This window comes from Antarctobacter heliothermus (assembly GCF_002237555.1).
Lineage (GTDB): Bacteria > Pseudomonadota > Alphaproteobacteria > Rhodobacterales > Rhodobacteraceae > Antarctobacter > Antarctobacter heliothermus_B.
In genome coordinates this window covers 117,428-135,631 of record NZ_CP022541.1, presented here as the reverse complement: position 1 = coordinate 135,631, position 18,204 = coordinate 117,428, and the positions used below count along the sequence as shown (strand labels likewise).

Genomic DNA, 18,204 nt, shown 5'->3' with positions numbered 1-18,204 from the left:
AGACTCTTGATTCGTGCGCTATACGAACAAAAGTACGAAAACAGGAGATGCAAATGTCGGAATTGCTGCGGCAGGCCAATTTGATTGGCGGAGAATGGGTCGGCGCGGATGATGGCGGCACGATCAACGTGACCGATCCGTCCAGCGGAGACGTGATCGGGCAGGTGCCGAACGCGGGTGCCGAAGAAACCCGGCGCGCCATTGCGGCGGCGCATGACGCCTTTCCGGCCTATGCTGCCAAAACAGTGACTGAACGCGCCGCGCTGTTGCGCGCGCTGAGTGCCGAAATCATCGCCAATGCGGATGAACTGGCGCGCATCCTGACACTGGAACAGGGCAAGCCGCTGACTGAGTCCAAGGGAGAGGTGATGTCCTCTGCCGCCTATGTGCAATGGTTCGCTGAGGAAATCCGCCGCGCGCGCGGCGAGGTCATCCCTTCGCCCTGGCCCAACCGGCGGCTGATGACAACAAAACACCCGGTCGGCGTCGTCGCCGCAATCACACCGTGGAATTTCCCCTCGTCGATGCTGGCGCGGAAACTTGGCCCGGCACTGGCGGCTGGCTGCCCGGTGGTGGTGAAACCGGCCACGGCCACCCCCTATAGCGGGATCGCTTGGGGTGTGTTGGCCGAACGGGTCGGCTTTCCCCCCGGCGTGGTCAACATCCTCACCGGCTCTGCAAAGGCCATCGGCGGTGAGATCATGGACAACCCCAAGGTGCGCAAGGTCACCTTTACCGGCTCGACCGAGATCGGCAAAGAGTTGCTGCGCGGCGCGGCGGGGACGGTCAAGAAGGTCAGCATGGAGCTGGGCGGAAACGCGCCCTTTATCGTGTTTGACGACGCCGATCTGGACCGCGCGGTCGACGGCGCGATGATCGCCAAGTTCCGCAACGCCGGTCAGACCTGCATCTGTTCCAACCGGGTCTACGTGCAGGCGGGAATCTACGATGCCTTTGTCGAACGGCTGGCGGAACGCGCCCGCGCGCTGACCGTCGCCCCCGGTCTGGAAGATGGCGCAGAACAAGGCCCGATGGTTGACGCACCCGCGCTGGCCAAGATTTCCGAACTGGTACAGGACGCGGTGGACAAGGGCGGCAAAGTTCTGGCCGGTGGCGCGCCGCATGAGCGCGGCGGGCTGTTCTACGCCCCGACCGTAATCGCCGATGCGACGCCCGAAATGCGCGTCACGCAGGAAGAAATTTTTGGTCCCGTCGCCCCGGTTTACCGCTTTGAGACCGAAGAAGAGGCCATCGCGATGGCCAATGACACGGTCTATGGTCTGGCGGCCTATGCCTACACCGGCGACCTTGGCCGGACCTTCCGGCTGCAGGACGGGCTGGAATATGGGCTGATCGGCATCAACGAAGTGCTGATCGTCACGCCGGAAATCCCGTTTGGCGGCCTCAAGGAATCCGGCATGGGCAAAGAGGGCGGATGGCAGGGTCTCGATGATTACCTTGAAACTCGCTACACCTGCATTGGCGGATTCTGACGAACTTAAGTTCGCTGTGTGAAACTGCTGGACCGAATCGCGAAGCTGCGTTAAAAAATTTTTACAACAGTGAACGGATTTAACTGTTCCGATCCAAAGGCGCCGCAGCCTGCGGCGCCTTCACCCGACAAGGAGATAGTCCATGAAACCATGGATAACCGGCGCGTTGTGCGCCGCAATGATGACGGCTGCGCCCGTGGTGGCCGAAGAGGTGTTGACCATCGGCGTCCGGTCTGAGGCCAGTTCGCTTGATCCGCACTGGACCCAGTTGTCCGCCGACGTGCAGGTGCATGAGCATATCTTTGAAAAGCTGGTGGCGCTGGATTCCGCCTCGCAGCCGATCCCCGGTTTGGCCGTGTCCTGGCAGGCGCTGGATGACACCACCTGGGAATTCAAGCTGCGCGAAGGCGTGAAATGGCACGACGGCGAGGATTTCACCGCCGATGACGTGCTGTTCACCTTTGACCGGCTGAAGGCTGGCATTTCCGGTGCGCCCGCGTCTCCGGCGTTCCAGCTGGACAAGGGCGGCAAGGTCTGGACCAAGGTCGATGACCTGACGATCCACATCACCACCGATGGCCCCTATCCCACCGTTGCCGAAGATCTGGCCATGTTGCCGATCCTTGCAGAGCACGCGGCCAAGGGTGCTGTGGAATCCGTTGATTTCAACAGCGGCAAGGCCACAATGGGCACTGGCCCGTTCAAATATGACACCTTCACCCCCGGCGCCAGTGTCACAGTGGTCAAGAACCCCGACTGGTGGGGCGGCGACGTGGAATGGGACAAGGTTGTCTTTCGCCCGGTTACGCAGGATGCCTCGCGTCTTGCGGCGTTGCTGAACGGCGACGTGGACATCATTGACTATCCGCCCACAGTCGACTTGCCGCAATTGCAGGAAAACCCCGAATTCACCGTCTCGACCATCCCGTCGGACCGGCTGATCTATCTCATGCCCGGCTACAAGCACGTCGAGCGTTTCATCACCGACAATGACGGCAACGTCATGGTGCCGAACCCGATGCGTGACTGGCGCGTACGCAAGGCGCTGAGCCTGGCCATCAACCGCGAGGCGATCCGCGACCGGATCATGGGGGGCGCATCCCTGCCAGCCAAGAACATCGTTCCGCCGGGCTTTTTCGGCTATGTCGAAGGGCTTGAGGCCGATGCCTACGATCCCGCTGCCGCCCTTGCACTGCTGGCCGAGGCTGGCTATGCCGACGGTTTCCGCCTGATGCTGCACGGCCCGAACGACCGCTACATCAACGATGGTCGCATCCTTGAGGCGGTGGCGCAGATGTGGACCCGTGTCGGCATCACGACCGAAGTTGACGCCATGCCGCGCAACATCTTCTTTTCGCGGCTGATCCGTGGCGACGACCTGTCGATGCCCGGTTTCGACGTACCCGAGTTCTCGATGTCGCTGACCGGCTGGGGCACCGTGGCGGGTGAGGCGACCTATACCGTCTCCGGCACGCTGGAAACCTACAACGCAGCAACGGGTGGTGGGAACGGCAACTTTGGCCGCTATTCCAATCCGGAGATCGACGCCCGGTCGGTTCTGGCCAAGCGTACTGTCGACTCGGAAAAGCGGCTTGCCCTCCTGCAAGAGGCGATCCGCATCGGCATGGACGACTACGCCTACATTCCGCTGCACTTTCAGGTGAACAACTGGGCCATGCGCGCCGGGTTGACCCACAAGCCGCGCACGAATGAGCGCACGCTGGCCACCGAAATCAGTCGCGTCGACTGATCCTGAAATCCGGACGAGGCGAAGAGAAAATGACCGAATACATCATCCGACGCGTGCTACAGGCATTGCTTGTCCTGATGGTCATGACGCTGCTGGTCTTCTTTGGCGTCAACGTGATTGGAAACCCGGTCTATATTTTCGCCTCGTCCGAATGTGATCAGGCCTGCCTGACCGCGATCATCAAGGATCTGGGGCTGGATCAACCGATCTGGCGCCAGTACCTGACCTTTGTCGGCAACCTGATTCAGGGCGACATGGGCAAAGGCTTTACCCACGGCGTGCCTGCGCTGCACCTGATCCTTGAACGGCTGCCCGCGACGCTGGAACTGGCGTTCTGTGCGCTGCTGATGGCGCTGGTGGTCGGTTTGCCACTTGGCATCTACGCCGGGCTGAAGCCACAGACATGGACGGCCAAGCTGATCATGTCGTTTTCCACCGTCGCCTTTTCGCTGCCCGTCTTCTGGATCGGGATTATCATGATCCTGACCTTTTCAGTACAGCTGGGCTGGATGCCTTCTGTCGGGCGCGGCGATACAGTCGCGCTGGGGGGTGTCCGTCTCAGCCTGTTCACGCTTGACGGTCTGCACCATCTGGCAATGCCCGCCTTTACCCTGTCGCTGATAATGATGGCCATGGTGATCCGGCTGGCCCGCGCTGGCATGCGTGAGGTCATGTTCACCGACTATATCAAATTCGCCCGCGCCAGCGGCGTGCCCGAGCGGCGCATCCTTGGCGTTCATGCGCTCAAGAACATCCTGATCCCCATTGTCACCGTGCTGGGGATGGAGTTTGGCGGCGTGATCGCCTTTGCCGTGGTGGTCGAGTCGATCTTTTCCTGGCCCGGTGTGGGCAAGATGTTGATCGACGCAATCGGCGTGCTCGACCGGCCCTTGATTGTTGCCTATCTGATCTGCGTGGTCTTCATGTTCGTGACCCTGAACCTGCTCATCGACATTCTTTATTCCCTGCTTGATCCCCGCATCCGGCTGGGTGGGGGTCGCGCATGAGCGTTCCCACCACAACCGCGACAACCGCCCCCGCTGCAGGATCGATCCGCGATCTGATCCGCCGGTTCCTGTCCGACACCGGCGCGGTGCTGGCGCTGATCGTCTTTGTCGGCTTTTGCATCGCCGGGTTTGGCGCGCCGCTGATCGCGCCGCAGAACCCCTATGACCTGCGGCAGGTCGACATCATGGACAGCCTGATGGCCCCCGGCAGCGAGAGCTTTACCGGCATGACCTATTGGCTGGGCACTGACGGGCAGGGGCGCGACATGCTGTCGGCCATGCTTTACGGTATTCGCATCTCGCTGGTTGTCGGGCTTGCCTCGGGGCTGTTGGCGCTGGTCTTTGGCACACTGATCGGGCTGGTCGCCGCCTTTCGGCGCGGCTGGGTCGATACGGTGCTGATGCGGATCGTGGACCTGCAGCTCAGCTTTCCCACCATCCTTGTGGCGCTGATCCTGCTGGTGATCCTTGGGCGCGGGGTGGACAAGATCATCTTTGCGCTGGTGGTGGTGCAATGGGCCTATTTCGCCCGCACCGTGCGCGGCGTCGCACTGGTCGAAGGGGCACGCGATTATGTCGAGGCGGCGCGCGGGCTGCGCCTTGGCGGTTTGCGCATCCTGCTTGGGCATATCCTGCCGAATTGCCTACCAACCATGCTTGTCGTGGCCACCATGCAGGTCGCCATGGCCATCTCGCTGGAGGCGACGCTGTCGTTCCTTGGCCTTGGCCTGCCGCCGACCCGGCCCTCGCTGGGGCTGCTGATCGCCAACGGCTTCGATTACCTGCAATCGGGCCGCTACTGGATCAGCGTGCTGCCCGGGCTGGTTCTGCTGGCCATCATCATCAGCGTGAACGTGCTGGGCGACCGCCTGCGCGATGTCCTGAACCCCAGATTGTGAGGCCCACCATGACCCCCGTTCTGGAATTGCGCGATCTGCGCACAAGTTTCGTCACCCCGAAAGAAACGATCCACGCCCTGCAAGACCTGTCGCTCAGCGTTGCGCGCGGAGAGATCCTTGGCCTTGTCGGAGAAAGCGGATCAGGCAAGTCGCTGACTGGCTTTTCCATCAACCGTCTGATCAGCCCACCGGGGCAGGTGACAGCCGGAGAGGTGCGCCTGCACGGTGAAAACATCTTGCCGCTGAAGGAAAAGCAGATGCGCCGCCTGCGCGGTCAGAAGATCGCGATGATCTTTCAGGATCCGATGATGACGCTGAACCCCGTGCTGCGCATCGGGACACAGATCCGCGATGCCCTGCTGGCGCATCAGCGGCTGGACCGCGCGCAGGTCCGCGAGCGCGCGGTGGCCGCACTGGACGAGGTCGGCATCCCGTCCCCCGAGGACCGGCTGAACACCTATCCGCACCAACTGTCCGGTGGGATGCGGCAGCGGGTGGCGATTGCCATCGCCCTGCTGCATCAGCCCGACCTGATCATCGCGGACGAACCCACTACGGCGCTGGACGTGACAATTCAGGGGCAGATCCTTGCGCTGGTGCAACAGCTTTGCCGCGACCGGGGCACGGCGCTGATCTGGATCAGCCACGACTTGGCCGTGGTCGCCGGTCTGGCTGACCGGATTGCCGTCATGTACGCCGGGCGCATCGTCGAACAAGGTCCAGTGAACGATGTTCTGGACAGTCCGGCACATCCCTACACCCGCGGGCTGATTGCCTCTGTTCCGGTGCCGGGACAGCGTGGCGGCCGGTTGCAACAGATCCCCGGACGAATGCCCGCGCTGACCGATCTGCCGCCGGGCTGTGCCTTTGCGCCTCGATGTGACCGGGCAACCGCCGCCTGCCGGTCCATGCCCGCGCTGGCACCCGTCAACAACAGTCGCGCGGTGCGCTGTGTTCATCCGATCACCGGAGGCCAAGAGACATGAGCGAGACCGTACTTTCCGTCCGCGACCTTGGCCGCCGATTTGGCTCCGAAGGGGATTTCGTCACAAGAGCTTTGCGCCGTGTCGGGCTGGCTCCGCCGCCTGCCGTGGTCCATGCGGTCGAGGATGTCAGCTTTGACCTGAAAGCGGGCGAGGTGCTGGGCGTGGTTGGGGAATCCGGCTGCGGCAAGTCCACGCTGGGCCGCATGGTTGCGGGCCTGCTGGAACCGACATCCGGCACTATTGACCGGCCCGAGGCCAAGGGCGCGGCCCTGCCGATGCAGATGATCTTTCAAGATCCGTTTTCCTCGCTGAACCCGCGCAAGCGCGTGAAAAGCCTGATCGGCGAGGCCCCGCGCGTTCACCGCCTGACGACCCCGGCCGAGGCTGATACCTATGTCGCGGACCTGATGGAGCGTTGCGGCATCGACCCCAGCTATGGCGATCGGTTTCCGCACGCTTTCTCCGGCGGTCAGCGCCAGCGGGTCGGCATCGCCCGCGCCCTTGCCGTACAACCCGAGGTGCTGGTCTGCGACGAGGCGGTCAGTGCGCTGGACGTGTCCATCCAAGCGCAGATCGTCAACTTGTTCATGGACCTGCGGGACGAACTGGGGCTGACCTATCTGTTCATCAGCCACGATCTGGGCATTGTCGAACATATCTCTGATCGCGTGCTGGTGATGTATCTGGGCCGCGTGGTTGAGATGGGTCCGGTGGACCGCATATTCGATGCCCCCGCACATCCCTATACCCGCGCGCTGATCGACGGCGTGCCGCGGCTGGACCGCCGCCGCACCGTCTATGCGCCGATCAAGGGGGACATTCCGTCACCGCTGAATCCGCCGTCGGGCTGCGCCTTTCATCCGCGCTGCCCGCTGGCCACCGATCTGTGCCGGGCGGAACGCCCCGCCTTGCGCGACATGGGCGACGGGCGGCAGGCCGCCTGCCACCACACCGAAACACCCACATAGACCCCCAAATAGACCAAAGAAGGAGAGCCCCCTTGGCCAGCTACTCAGACCGGATGACCCGGTTTTGCAACAGCATCGACGGTGCTGCCGACCTGATCTTTTTCCCGATCGGGACCGATCTGGACTATCTCACCGGCATTCACCGCGACATCCCCAACTATGGCCGCAACCTGCATCCCGGTCATTGGCTGGAAGGCATGTGGATCGCACCGGGCCGCGACCCGATCCTGACCCTGCCGCGCATGACCGCCGAATTTGGCAGCGCGGGAAAGATCACCGGCGTTGACCTGCGCGTTCTGGGCGACTGGGACGACCCGGTAGAAATGGTGCGCGGCATCCTCAAGGATCTGGGCGTCGGCGAAGGGGCCACTGTTGCGGTTTCCGAAGACGGCGAGGCCGAGGCGCTGATGGAACTGCAAAAGCTTCTGCCAGGCGTGAAATTCGCCAATGGCACCAAGCTGCTGCGCCCCATTCGCGTGATCAAAGACCAGGATGAAATCGACCTGCTGGCACGCGCTGGGGTAATCACCGAACAGGCCTTTGCTGCCACGGTAAAGAACCTGAAAATGGGCATGACCGAGCTCGAGATCAGCTCGGAGATCGACTATCAAATGCGAGCGCATGGCTCCCTTGGGCCGTCGTTCACCACCTCGCTGTACAACTCCGGGCCGGATCACGCGCTGCGCTTTGGCGACAAGCTGGGCACTTGGCCGCGCAAGCTGGACACGCCGGTGTCGGTCAATTTCGACTTTGGCGCGGTTCTGGATGGCATGTGCTATGACTTTGGCCGCACCGTGGCCTTTGGCGCCCCGACAGAGGAACAGCGACTGGTGCACAAGCTGGTCATGGAAAGCCAGGCAGCGGGCATCGCGGCGCTGAAGGCGGGCGAAGTTACCTGTGAGCAGGTCGACAAGGCCGCGCGTGACGTGATCGAAAACGCGGGCTACGGCAAAGATTTCCGTCACCGGCTGGGCCACGGCATAGGCTGGGACGTGCATGAACCGCCGTTCCTGACCAAGGGCGACACGACGCTGGTGCGTGAGGGCATGATCTTTACCATCGAACCGTCGATTTTCCGCGACATGGATTTCAGCGCACGGGTCGAGGATTGCATCGTCGCCCGTCCGGGGGGCGGTGAGGCGCTGACCAGTGGATTCCAGGATCTGATCGTCATCGAGTGACGAATGGGAAATGACCATCGGGCGCGCCCTACGGACAGGGCGCGCCTGCCATACAGAGGGCAGACCATGATTGACCTGACAGGAAAGACCGCGCTGATCACCGGCGGAGCACGCGGGCTGGGCCGCGCCATTGCAACCGCCCTTGCCGGGGCAGGTGCCCGGATCTGCGTGCTTGATCTGCCCGAAACTCTAGCGACGGCCGAAGTGCCGGCCGAGTGGACAGTGTTGCCGCTGGACCTGACCGCACCAGAGGCTGACGCCTCTTTGCGCGAGGCGTTGGCCGGGTTGGATCGTCTGGACATCCTGATTGCCAATGCCGGGCGGGTGCCGCCATGGCGGCGGATCGCGGCGCTGGACATGGAGGAATGGGACGCTGTCTTTGCCCTGAACGTGCGCGGTGTCGCGCTGACCCTGTCAGCCGCCGCCCCGCATCTGAAGGCCACGCAGGGCGCAGCGGTGCTGATGGCCTCAATCAACGGCTACAAGGCACACGCAGATCAGGCGCTTTATACCGCGACGAAACACGCGGTACTTGGCCTGACGCGGGCCGCTGCACTGGACATGGGCCGCGACGGCGTGCGGGTGAACGCGCTGGCACCGGGACCGATCCTGACAGAGGCATTATGCGGGCGGATCGACGCACGCGCGGCACAGGGCGGCCCCTCTGCCGATCAGGCTATCGCAACCCTTCGGGCGGAAACCGCGCTGAACCGTCTGGCGACGGAAACGGACGTTGCCAATGCCGCCTGTTTTCTGGCCTCACCGCTGGCCGCCGGAATCACCGGTGTCTGTCTGCCCGTCGAGGCCGGAATGACCTGACGCCCGGTTCGGCGGGGTAAGTCATTTGCAACATAACACGCATTATTGGCTGTGCGTTTGTGTAGCCGGCACATTCTAAAATGGGTTGCGACAATTCCCCTATCTTGCTGAAAAGCAAGGAGAACGGACATGGCCCACACAGAACTGGATTTGCGTGAGAGACGCGCAATCGAAGACATGCTGAATGCGAAAATGCCGGTGAGCAAGATCGCAGCTGAGATTGGCAGGCATCGCTCGACCGTCTACCGCGAGATCAAGCGGAACCATTTCACCGATGATGAGCTGCCGTATCTGAACGGCTACTATGGAATGGTCGCTCAAAGAAACGCGTCTGAACGGCGGGCACGGCGCCGGAAATTGATCCGTTTGGATGCGTTGCGCGGTCACGTGATCGACAGACTGAAAGAAGGCTGGACGCCAGAGCAGATCGCCGGACGCCTCGGATACGATGGTCAGCCAATCCGGATCAGTCACGAAACGATTTACGCGTACGTTTACAGCGCTGAAGGCCAATCCGAAGAACTGGCGCGCCATCTTCCCAGTCGGCGCAAGAAACGGCAGCCACGCTATGCCAGACGGCCCAGAGGCCAGGTGTTTCCGCCGGATCGGTCGATCCATGAACGCCCATACTACGTGAAGACGCGCGAGACATTTGGCGAATGGGAAGGCGATCTGATGATCTTTGAGCGGTCTCAGGGCACAATGAATGTAGCTTCACTGGTCGAACGCAAAACCCGGTTTGCCGTCCTGTTCCGCAACAACGACCGGAGCTCGACCCACTTCATCAACAAGCTGATGGATGTGATGGAACCCCTGCCCCAATACGCCCGGAAATCCATTACCTTCGACCGCGGCTTTGAATTCCGAGCGTGGCGAAAGTTGAAGTCCGGAATCGGCACAGACAGCTGGTTCTGCGATCCGCAGGCTCCCTGGCAGAAAGGATCGGTTGAGAACCTGAACAAACGGGCACGGCGGTACTTGCCCCGCGACACCCAGCTCGCGGCGCTCTCAAATCGCAATATGAAGGCGATTTGCGACCGCCTCAACGGCACCCCCAGGAAGTGTCTCGGATGGCGTACGCCGGCAGAAGCCTTCAGGGAAGAGATGATGAAACTGAGATAGCGGAAACCGTCGCAACGACCCTTGAGCCATCAGCCGCAAAGCTAGAATGTCACCCATGAGCAATTCAGGAATGTCACTCTGCCCTCAAAAATCAACGAGGGTGAGCGGACATGGGATGGGTTATGATGAGCAAGCGCGAGTTGAACCGCGTGGAGGTTCTGGCGCAGGTCGATGATGGTCGGCTGACGGTTGATAATGCAGTAAACATGTTGGACCTGACGCGTCGACAGGTTTTCAGATTGCTGAAGCGGTATCGTCAAGATGGCGCGGCGGCGATCCGGCACAAAGCGCGCGGCAAACCTCCGAACAACCGCATCCATCATGCCAAGCGTGACTTTGCGCTGCATTTGATCAAAGAAAGCTATGCGGACTTTGGGCCGACATTGGCAACAGAGATACTGGCCGAACATCACGGGTTCAAAGTCTCGCGCGAGACGGTTCGCAAATGGATGCAAGAAGACGGGATCTGGCTTTCCCGCAAACAGCGCAGGACGTTCCATCAACCGCGTTTGCGCCGGGAATGTTACGGCGAACTGATCCAGATCGACGGCTCAGATCATCGTTGGTTCGAGGATCGCGGGGATCCCTGCACCCTGCTCGTCTTCATCGACGACGCGACCAGCACCTTGATGGAACTGCGGTTTGTGACGTCCGAAAGCACGTTCAGCTATTTTGATGCTTTGAAAAGCTATCTGCTCAAACACGGTCGCCCGGTCGCATTTTACAGCGACAAGCACTCGGTCTTTCGGGTGCCCAAACCCAATGAACACACGACAGGGCATTGTCACATTAACTCGGGCCTGTTTGAAGCGTTGGAGATTTCGCGTAGTTGCTGCGAATGAGCATGATCGTCAGCTACAAACGCCACCGTTTTCCACCAGAGATCATCGCGCACGCGGTTTGGCTATACGTCCGTTTCAACCTCTCCCTGCGCGAAGTCGAGGAAATGCTTCTGAAGCGTGACATTGACGTTTCCTACGAAACGATCCGGCGCTGGGTGGCAAAATTCGCCCCGCAGATCGCCCGAAACTTGCGCCGGCGGCAGGCGCGTCCGGGGGATGTCTGGCATCTCGATGAAGTTGTGGTGACGATCTCGGGGCGGAAATTCTGGCTCTGGCGCGCGGTTGACCAAGAGGGGATCGTTTTGGAGGAAATCCTGCAATCTAGGCGCGACAAGCGTGCCGCAAAGCGTCTTTTGAAAGCGCTAATCAAGCGGTTTGGCCTGCCCAAACGGATTGTCACGGACAAGCTGCGATCCTACGGCGCAGCCAGACGCGAGATCGCGTCCGGCCTTGAACATCGCTCCCACAAAGGCCTGAATAATCGGGCCGAGAACAGCCATTTGCCGTTTCGAAAACGAGAGCGGTGCATGCAAGGGTTTCGCTCTCCGGGCGGGTTGCAACGGTTTGTAACATGCCAGTCTGCCGCCAAAAACCGCTTCTCAATACCTGCCCGCCGCCGTTCCGCAAACGCAACACGCTATCACAGAATAGAGGCCTTCGACGCCTGGAAGGAGGCTGCGAGCATCTGACGCTCCAAGACCGCCATCTCTTCGCGGCCGGCGAGTTAAGTTGACAACACCCGTCAGACAAGTCACAGATCGCTCGTGAGGCCCTCGACAGGATAGGGAAGCTCTACGACATCAAGCGCGAAATCGCAGGTCAATCAGCTGACAAACGCCTTGCAGCACGCCAAAAGCTGAGCAAACCGAAGGTCGAGGCCTTCAAGCACTGGGCCGAACAACAGCTGACGCGCATCCCCGGCAAAAGTGATCTGGCAAAAGCCTTCCGCTACGGTCTGAGCCGTTGGCCGTCATTTTGCCTATTCCTGACAGATGGCCGCGTAGCTATCAGAGGTGGTCCCGGATTTTCGACCAGTTTGCCGCCTTGCTAAGCTATAGCATTGGTTTCATTTCAGGCGGCGGCCTTCAGGTCCGGAGATCGTCTACCATAGGCCTCGTCCGGCGTCAGGAGCCCATGTGATGAGTGCGGGCGTCTTTCGTTGTAATAGGTGATCCAGTCACCGATCCCGTTGCGGGCTTCGGAACCGGTTTCGAAGGCGTTCAAGTAGACGCATTCGTATTTGAGGGATCGCCATAGCCGTTCGATCATCCGGTTGTCGATCCAGCACCCCCGACCATCCATCGAGATTTTGACCTTCGCATCGCGCAACACGTCGGTGAAATCGGTGCTGGTGAATTGCGAACCTTGATCGGTGTTGAATATCTCGGGGACACCGTATCCGGCCAGCGCTTCTTTCAAAGCCTCAACGCAAAACCTCGCGTCCATGCTGTTCGAGAGCCGCCAGCTCAGCACCTTCCGGCTATGCCAGTCCATGACGGCCACGAGATAAAGAAAACCACGGCGCATGGGAATGTAGCTGATGTCAGCACACCAGACCTGGTTGGGCCGGGTGATTGGCAAGTCCTTCAGAAGATATGGATATATCTTGTGCTCCGGGTGCTTCTTGCTGGTCTTCGGTTCCTGGTAGATCGGCACCAACCGCATGAGCTTCATCAGCCGCCGCACACGATGCCGCCCGCATTTATGTCCCGCGCGAGCCAAGTGCCGGGCCATTTGCCGGGACCCATACCACGGCGTCTCCAAGAACTGCCGATCGATAATTTCCATAAACTTCAGGTTCTCGGCGCTTTCACCGCGCGGCTGGTAGTAGAGGCTTGAGCGTGCCAGTGTCAGCAGGCTGCATTGCCGCCGGACGCTGAGATCAGGATGGTCTTTCTTCACCGCTTTTTGCCTCCAGCGCCGAGGACGAAACTGGAGGCTTCCGACAAAAAATCCCGTTCCACGACCAACTGCCCGATCTTTCCTGTCGCACATGCAGGCATGTGCTGTCGGACAGTGGGACGTGTAGCTTTTCGACCTCTGCCGCCGATATCGTCGGCTCCGCGGTCGCCTGGCCATTGAAGGCTGCGGCCATGTTCTCGATCACAGTCCTCTTCCAGCCGCTGATCATCGTGGGGTGGATGCCATACTTCTTGGCAAGTTCGGCTGTCGTCAGCTCCTCCCGGATGGCTTCCAGAGCCTCCTTCGCCTTGAACTCTGCCGAATAGCGTTTCCGTTTGGTCATTTCTGTGCGTTCTTCCTCAGGCGCTACAGCTTAGCACCTGGTCCGAAATCCCGCGACCACCTCTATCGACAACAACGCCGCCGAGCGAGCGATACGCCCAATTGGAATAGGTCGCAAGAACTGGCTTTTTGCAGGTGCTGACACCGGGGCGGAAACCTTGGCACGCGCCATAACATTGATTGAAACGGCCAAGCTGAACGGCATTGATCCCCAAGCCTACCTCGCCGACGTTCTCGACCGCATACACGATCACAAGATCAACCGGATTGATGAACTGCTAACATGGAACTGGGCACCCGCTTAAACTGCGGTATCAATCGGGCGGTTACCCTCTGCCAAGGCCCGCTCGAGCGTGTCACGCTCTTGCGTCGCGCGGTGGTCATCCCAGGCCTGTATCTTGGCCGCAGCGCGCGCCAGACGGTCCTTGAGGCCCGAGGCACCGGCGCCAAGCTCTCCGCGCTCTGCGAAACGGGTTCGTCGGATCACCGCATCGGCGAGCGTCACTGCCATCTCATCTTCAAAGGCCTCTCTCATCCGCGTCTCCAGCGCGGCCTCAGACACCTTCTCAATCGCCATTGAACCGGTCACAGGCAAGGGTGTTCGATACGAGACTGAAGGATCCACCGCCTCTCTGTCGAGTTGCCGACGGGCCCGCGTGACCGCGCGTTCCGCGATCAGGCGGGCGGTCGTGTACTTCACCCCAACGACACAGATAAGCCCGCCGACCCCATCCGCCTCGGCATGATCGATGAGCGCGCCCCGTGTCATCCGCCGCACCTTGTCCGGGCCGTCGTCAACTTCGGCGGGGATCAGACCCTGATGCACCCACTGGATGTCCCGTTCAGCAAGGTCTAGCGCGGGCGCTGCCTCTGCGATCTCTTCGAGGAAAGGCCGGATGTCGTCCGGATCACGGGCGACCCGGTCCGGGGCCGGTGCCTCGTGTGTGCCGATAATCGTCCGACCTTGCCAGGGCGTCAGAAAGAACATGCGCCCGCCCCGGTCCACGACCGCGTCCGAGCGGCTGCGGCTGACGATGCCTTTTGCGATCGTTTCGGCGGGCCGATCAATCACGAGGTTCGTCGCACGGGCGAAGCCCGGAAGACGCCGCTCGGCACCGGGGATCACGGTTGCCGCAAGCTGCGGTGTCGCCGCGCCGGAACAGCAAAGGGTCACACCGGCGCGGACGGTGCCCTCGGCCCCTGTGATCATATCCCGCAACCGCGCGCCGGTGACGGCATCGCCGTCGCGGACCAATGTCACCGCCTCTACATGGTTGGACGCCATTGCCCCGGCATCGATAGCGCTGCGCAGCACGCGAATGTGCAGTTGATTGATGTCCTCGATCTGCCCGTCGCGCCAAACGCCCCCGCCCGTCAGGCCGGCCGGGGCCAGCTCCCCCAGACGCGCCCGCGCGGTGCCTGCTGACACGACGCCGGTGCCGCCGTACCCCGGCCCGCGCAATCCGATCGACGCGGCAGTATAAAGCGCCGCCGCAGCGGCGAAGGCCCCCGGCCCCCGGACCCCGTATCCGAATAGCGGAATGATGAAATCCATCGGACGGACGAGATCGGGCGCGGCGGCCTGCCAGAAGGCGCGCTCTCGTACCGAGGCCCGAAGCCGTCCGAAATCGAGGTGCTGCACATAGCGGATCCCACCGTGCATCACCTTGAGCGAGTTATGCGATGTTGCGCCGCCGAAATCCGCCCGCTCGACCAATGCGACGCGCAGGCCATGTAGCGCCGCCTCGCGGGCTGCCATCATCCCGTAAATGCCGCCCCCCACGACAAGAATGTCGAAAGGCTCGGCCGCTAGGTCGGCGACGGTCGCGCGTTTCACGCCACAACCCCGGCGCGCTTTGCCCGACGCAACGCAAGTTGGGCGCGGAATGCGGCGACCGGCCCCAGTCTGGTCCCGAAGACGGGCGGTTGTCCCGTCAGCCCGTGAAGCCGCGCTGAGAGATCTGCGGCGGGACGATCCCTGTCCAGCCGGCCTTCGAGCAGGAACCCATAGCTTCCGACGACGGTTTCGCTGCCCGGAATCGGCAAGGGATCACTCCCCGGAAGCACGATGCCGCCGCGATCCGCATGAAATATCCTTGGGGCGGGCCAGCCAATTGGCCGCCCCTTGTTGTCCCCCAACATGACACCCGGCTCCGCCCTCGCGATCCGATCCGCGACGAGGCCCCCCCGCTTGCCGATCCATTTTCCCAATCCCCAGGGCAGCACTGCGGGAATCCCTGCCGCATGCAGCGCCTGCAACGTGTCATCAAGCGACGCACCATCGGCAAAGTGGTCGCAGGTGGCGAGAGCCAGCACTTCGAGTTTTTCCGAGGTCACAATCTGCCGCCCCGCGACAAGCAACAGCCGGTGGCTTCCGCGACAGGCCACAATGGCCGCCGGATCCGCCACAGGCGTCTCGATCGTCCAGCCGGCGGGCACCCGGTGGCCCGCCCGCATCTCGGCAAAGACGTCCGCCCGGGCGGTTTCGGTCAGCAGAAGACAGGGGTCCGCCCCCTCTCCCGCCAGACGGGAGAGATTGCCCACTGCCGCCTCCAGCAGAGCAGCGAGGTCCGCGTGCGGATGAATATGGACATGTCCGTCGACCGCTGTGAGCCTTGTCATCTTGTCTCGCCCTGCATCCTCTGCCTTTATAATCATGCAAGCAACGCGAAGATCAATTGCGCTGGATCAGGTGACTGGCGATAGTGTTGCCGACTGTGTCAAGTGCGAGGAACAGGAGCCCCGTCATGGTGAATGCGGCAGTCGATCACACGACCGGCCCGACCTTGCGCATCTCTCCGGAACGCCGGGACTTTATGGCGTTCACACTCTGGGCTTTGGTGACCTTTGTCCAGTTCCCCGGCGACGAGCTGCTGCTCTATCCACTGGCGCTCTATTATGCCTTCGCCATTTGGCGGGATCAGACTCTCATCATCCCGTTGATTGCGCGGGCCTGGATCGTGCTGCTCTTTCCCACATGGTGCCTGATTACTGTCCTCTGGGCCGCGGTCCCCATGGCGGCGTTCACATTTTCGCTTTACCTGTTCCTGACGCTGATCGTCTGTTTTCAGGTCGCCGCAAGCCTCAGCCCCAGACAAATCATGCACGCCATCTGTCTGGCCACGAGCATCATCGCAATCATCCATCTCGTCGTCGCATATGGCTTGGGCGTTGGTGACTTGGGGATCTTTCCCTCAAAAAACACGATGGGCAAGAACATGGTGATCCTCTGGCTCGTCACCTTTGCGACCTTTCTAGACCCCGGCACAAGGTGGCCGTCGCGGCTGGCCGCGCTTGGCATGGCTGGCATCGCAGCCTGGCTGTCCTTTCTCAGCAGTTCCGCCACAGCGATGCTTCTTGTGCTCGCCTCGACGCTGTTGCTGGCCTCGGGGGCCGTGATCCTGCGCGGTGGGCTGCTGCGCGCCAGCCGACTGGCGACCTTGTTTTTATTGTTCGGCTCTCTGTTGATCGTGGCACTGGCTATTTTGCCTTATCAGCAGGTCGACCCCGTCGATGCGGTCCTGTCCCGTTTCGGCAAGGACAGCACGCTGACGGGCCGGACCGTTCTGTGGCAATACGCAGAGGATCAGATCCGTGAGCGCCCCTTGTTGGGGGTCGGCGCGAACGGCTTTTGGCGCTATCAGGACTCGCCGCTTATCCAGAAGATATACGCCGAATTTTTCAAGGGCCCTTGGGACGTCTTCAATTTCCACAACAGTTACTACGAGATCGCCGTTCATCAAGGGTTGATCGGACTGGCGTTCGCAGGCTTGGCGCTGCTGTGGGGGGTGTTCATGATCAGCCGTTGGGCGTTCACCGACGGGTCCATGCCGTCGGTCTACCTCTTCGCGCACATGATGGTTGTCCTTGTGCGCACAATGACAGAGGCGGATTTTCTCAAGCCGTTCGTCCTGTTTCACATGATCTTCTGGATCGGCGCGCTTGCGGCTGTCAAACGACGCTGCGGCTGATCCTCTGGCACCCGGACCCGGCCAAGCAAGATGTCAGCCCGACCCATCGGTGGTGCCGTAAAGCGCGGATTGTTCGAAATTCAGGCACCCTGCCACCACGCCAAGATGCAGAATGCCGCGCAGAAACCAATAATTGCGACGCTTCGCAGAGGGCAGTGTCACGGCAGCCGCCGCCGTACAGAGCACTGCCTTTCCGCTGGCGGTAACGGCGAGCTGCAAACGAGCCGGCCCCCCCTTTGCCAAAGCGGAAAAACTCTGGCCGGACCGGTATCTGCGCCGGGCGATCCAGCGAAAGGACAAGCGCTGTGCCGGGACCGCCTCTCTGACGATGGCCTCTTGGCAGATCGCGAACCGCGCCCCGCCCCGGTGCAGCGCGAGGAAATAGGCGGTGTCCTCTCCCCCCGACTGCCCCCGAGCGAGATCAAAGCGCACCTCCCGCCAACTGGTGCCACGCCAGCGCAGGAACGCGTTGCAGGTGTGCCCGGTGATGACGGTCCCAAAGTTCATTGCCGGCCGATTGGAGTGGTAGTCGCGGTCCCGGATCCAGGCGGGCGCCTCTGGACCATAATCCGCGATGGCGGGCCCAAAGACCGCATCCGCCCCGGTTTCTGCGGCGCAGTCCATCAGCCGTGCCAGCCAGTCAGGCTCTGCGATTTCGTCATCGTCGAGAAAGGCGACCCAGTCGGCCTCTCCCGCAGCCTCCAGCCCCGCATTGCGCGCAATCGATATGTTGCGGGCGGGCGCGTGGACGTATGTAACCGGCCAGATCGCCCCTGCGGCGGCGTCTTCGACTGCCGCACGGCCACTGGGGGTGTCGTCGTTGTCGGCCACGATGATCCGCAGGCGCACGCCCTGCGGAAGCTGTTGTGCAAAGAGCGACCGCAGTGTGTCTGCCACCTCGGGCCGACGAAAAGTACACATC

14 protein-coding genes and 4 pseudogenes are annotated in these 18,204 nt (G+C 61.7%); 14 read left to right on the top strand and 4 right to left on the bottom strand.

Annotation, left to right across the window (positions count from 1 at the left end; genetic code table 11):
* Positions 1-53: 53 nt before the first annotated feature.
* From ANTHELSMS3_RS23135 to ANTHELSMS3_RS23080, 12 genes and pseudogenes are all read left to right on the top strand, one after another.
* Complete coding sequence (locus ANTHELSMS3_RS23135; protein ID WP_094037590.1) at positions 54-1,493, top strand: NAD-dependent succinate-semialdehyde dehydrogenase; 1,440 nt, start codon at positions 54-56, stop codon at positions 1,491-1,493.
* A gap of 142 nt (positions 1,494-1,635) precedes the next feature.
* Positions 1,636-3,243: an ABC transporter substrate-binding protein gene (locus tag ANTHELSMS3_RS23130; RefSeq protein ID WP_094037402.1), complete on the top strand. Its 1,608-nt coding sequence runs from the start codon at positions 1,636-1,638 to the stop codon at positions 3,241-3,243.
* 29 nt (positions 3,244-3,272) lie between these two features.
* Positions 3,273-4,250 carry an ABC transporter permease gene (locus ANTHELSMS3_RS23125; protein WP_094037401.1) on the top strand — a complete coding sequence of 326 codons (978 nt, stop codon included), beginning with the start codon at positions 3,273-3,275 and terminating at the stop codon, positions 4,248-4,250.
* The gene (locus ANTHELSMS3_RS23120; protein ID WP_094037400.1) at positions 4,247-5,149 is read left to right on the top strand and encodes an ABC transporter permease; all 903 of its coding nucleotides are present in this window, start codon (positions 4,247-4,249) and stop codon (positions 5,147-5,149) included. Before ANTHELSMS3_RS23125 ends, ANTHELSMS3_RS23120 begins: the two co-directional genes overlap by 4 nt.
* A gap of 8 nt (positions 5,150-5,157) precedes the next feature.
* Positions 5,158-6,135, top strand: a complete 978-nt coding sequence (locus tag ANTHELSMS3_RS23115; RefSeq protein WP_094037399.1) for an ABC transporter ATP-binding protein — start codon at positions 5,158-5,160, stop codon at positions 6,133-6,135.
* Positions 6,132-7,103 (top strand): ABC transporter ATP-binding protein, encoded by a 972-nt coding sequence (locus ANTHELSMS3_RS23110; RefSeq protein ID WP_094037398.1) that lies wholly within the window; start codon positions 6,132-6,134, stop codon positions 7,101-7,103. The genes ANTHELSMS3_RS23115 and ANTHELSMS3_RS23110 overlap by 4 nt, the downstream gene beginning before the upstream one ends.
* A 32-nt stretch (positions 7,104-7,135) precedes the next feature.
* Positions 7,136-8,284: a M24 family metallopeptidase gene (locus ANTHELSMS3_RS23105; protein WP_157733630.1), complete on the top strand. Its 1,149-nt coding sequence runs from the start codon at positions 7,136-7,138 to the stop codon at positions 8,282-8,284.
* 66 nt (positions 8,285-8,350) lie between these two features.
* Complete coding sequence (locus tag ANTHELSMS3_RS23100; RefSeq protein ID WP_157733629.1) at positions 8,351-9,103, top strand: SDR family NAD(P)-dependent oxidoreductase; 753 nt, start codon at positions 8,351-8,353, stop codon at positions 9,101-9,103.
* 129 nt (positions 9,104-9,232) lie between these two features.
* Positions 9,233-10,225: an IS30 family transposase gene (locus ANTHELSMS3_RS23095; protein WP_094037395.1), complete on the top strand. Its 993-nt coding sequence runs from the start codon at positions 9,233-9,235 to the stop codon at positions 10,223-10,225.
* A 110-nt stretch (positions 10,226-10,335) separates the two neighbouring features.
* Positions 10,336-10,983 (top strand): annotated as a pseudogene (locus tag ANTHELSMS3_RS23090) (ISNCY family transposase); the annotation flags it as partial.
* A gap of 80 nt (positions 10,984-11,063) precedes the next feature.
* A complete protein-coding gene (locus ANTHELSMS3_RS23085; RefSeq protein WP_094037394.1) occupies positions 11,064-11,756 on the top strand; it encodes an IS6 family transposase in 693 nt (230 codons plus the stop codon).
* Between the two features lie 59 nt (positions 11,757-11,815).
* Positions 11,816-12,088 (top strand): annotated as a pseudogene (locus ANTHELSMS3_RS23080) (IS66 family transposase); the annotation flags it as partial.
* A gap of 50 nt (positions 12,089-12,138) precedes the next feature.
* On the opposite strand, the pseudogene ANTHELSMS3_RS23075 reads toward ANTHELSMS3_RS23080, so the two are convergent.
* Positions 12,139-13,312, bottom strand: a pseudogene (locus tag ANTHELSMS3_RS23075) (IS3 family transposase).
* A gap of 64 nt (positions 13,313-13,376) precedes the next feature.
* Between ANTHELSMS3_RS23075 and ANTHELSMS3_RS23070 the strand changes: the two are divergent.
* Positions 13,377-13,616: pseudogene (locus ANTHELSMS3_RS23070) on the top strand (transposase domain-containing protein); the annotation flags it as partial.
* On the opposite strand, the gene ANTHELSMS3_RS23065 reads toward ANTHELSMS3_RS23070, so the two are convergent.
* Together ANTHELSMS3_RS23065 and ANTHELSMS3_RS23060 are read right to left on the bottom strand one after the other, a co-directional pair.
* Positions 13,613-15,148 (bottom strand): FAD-dependent oxidoreductase, encoded by a 1,536-nt coding sequence (locus ANTHELSMS3_RS23065; RefSeq protein ID WP_094037393.1) that lies wholly within the window; start codon positions 15,146-15,148, stop codon positions 13,613-13,615. The pseudogene ANTHELSMS3_RS23070 and the gene ANTHELSMS3_RS23065 sit on opposite strands and share 4 nt — an antisense overlap.
* Positions 15,145-15,933: a hypothetical protein gene (locus ANTHELSMS3_RS23060; RefSeq protein WP_157733628.1), complete on the bottom strand. Its 789-nt coding sequence runs from the start codon at positions 15,931-15,933 to the stop codon at positions 15,145-15,147. Before ANTHELSMS3_RS23060 ends, ANTHELSMS3_RS23065 begins: the two co-directional genes overlap by 4 nt.
* 125 nt (positions 15,934-16,058) lie before the next feature.
* Here ANTHELSMS3_RS23060 and ANTHELSMS3_RS23055 point away from each other — a divergent pair, with 125 nt between their 5' ends.
* Complete coding sequence (locus tag ANTHELSMS3_RS23055) at positions 16,059-17,282, top strand: O-antigen ligase family protein (protein WP_094037391.1); 1,224 nt, start codon at positions 16,059-16,061, stop codon at positions 17,280-17,282.
* Positions 17,283-17,315: 33 nt separating this feature from the next.
* Here ANTHELSMS3_RS23055 and ANTHELSMS3_RS23050 read toward each other — a convergent pair whose 3' ends face one another.
* Positions 17,316-18,203, bottom strand: coding sequence for a glycosyltransferase family 2 protein (locus ANTHELSMS3_RS23050; protein ID WP_254694974.1), 888 nt, complete (start codon positions 18,201-18,203; stop codon positions 17,316-17,318).
* Between the last annotated feature and the right edge of the window lies 1 nt (position 18,204).

Excerpts from the sequence above, each read along its gene's own strand:
- ANTHELSMS3_RS23060 (WP_157733628.1), bottom strand. The coding sequence starts at position 15,933 with ATGACAAGGCTCACAGCGGTCGACGGACATGTCCATATTCATCCGCAC.
- ANTHELSMS3_RS23055 (WP_094037391.1), top strand. The coding sequence starts at position 16,059 with ATGGTGAATGCGGCAGTCGATCACACGACCGGCCCGACCTTGCGCATC.
- ANTHELSMS3_RS23050 (WP_254694974.1), bottom strand. The coding sequence starts at position 18,203 with ATGTGTACTTTTCGTCGGCCCGAGGTGGCAGACACACTGCGGTCGCTC.
- ANTHELSMS3_RS23135 (WP_094037590.1), top strand. The coding sequence starts at position 54 with ATGTCGGAATTGCTGCGGCAGGCCAATTTGATTGGCGGAGAATGGGTC.
- ANTHELSMS3_RS23100 (WP_157733629.1), top strand. The coding sequence starts at position 8,351 with ATGATTGACCTGACAGGAAAGACCGCGCTGATCACCGGCGGAGCACGC.
- ANTHELSMS3_RS23120 (WP_094037400.1), top strand. The coding sequence starts at position 4,247 with ATGAGCGTTCCCACCACAACCGCGACAACCGCCCCCGCTGCAGGATCG.
- ANTHELSMS3_RS23095 (WP_094037395.1), top strand. The coding sequence starts at position 9,233 with ATGGCCCACACAGAACTGGATTTGCGTGAGAGACGCGCAATCGAAGAC.
- ANTHELSMS3_RS23085 (WP_094037394.1), top strand. The coding sequence starts at position 11,064 with ATGAGCATGATCGTCAGCTACAAACGCCACCGTTTTCCACCAGAGATC.
- ANTHELSMS3_RS23130 (WP_094037402.1), top strand. The coding sequence starts at position 1,636 with ATGAAACCATGGATAACCGGCGCGTTGTGCGCCGCAATGATGACGGCT.
- ANTHELSMS3_RS23115 (WP_094037399.1), top strand. The coding sequence starts at position 5,158 with ATGACCCCCGTTCTGGAATTGCGCGATCTGCGCACAAGTTTCGTCACC.
- ANTHELSMS3_RS23125 (WP_094037401.1), top strand. The coding sequence starts at position 3,273 with ATGACCGAATACATCATCCGACGCGTGCTACAGGCATTGCTTGTCCTG.
- ANTHELSMS3_RS23110 (WP_094037398.1), top strand. The coding sequence starts at position 6,132 with ATGAGCGAGACCGTACTTTCCGTCCGCGACCTTGGCCGCCGATTTGGC.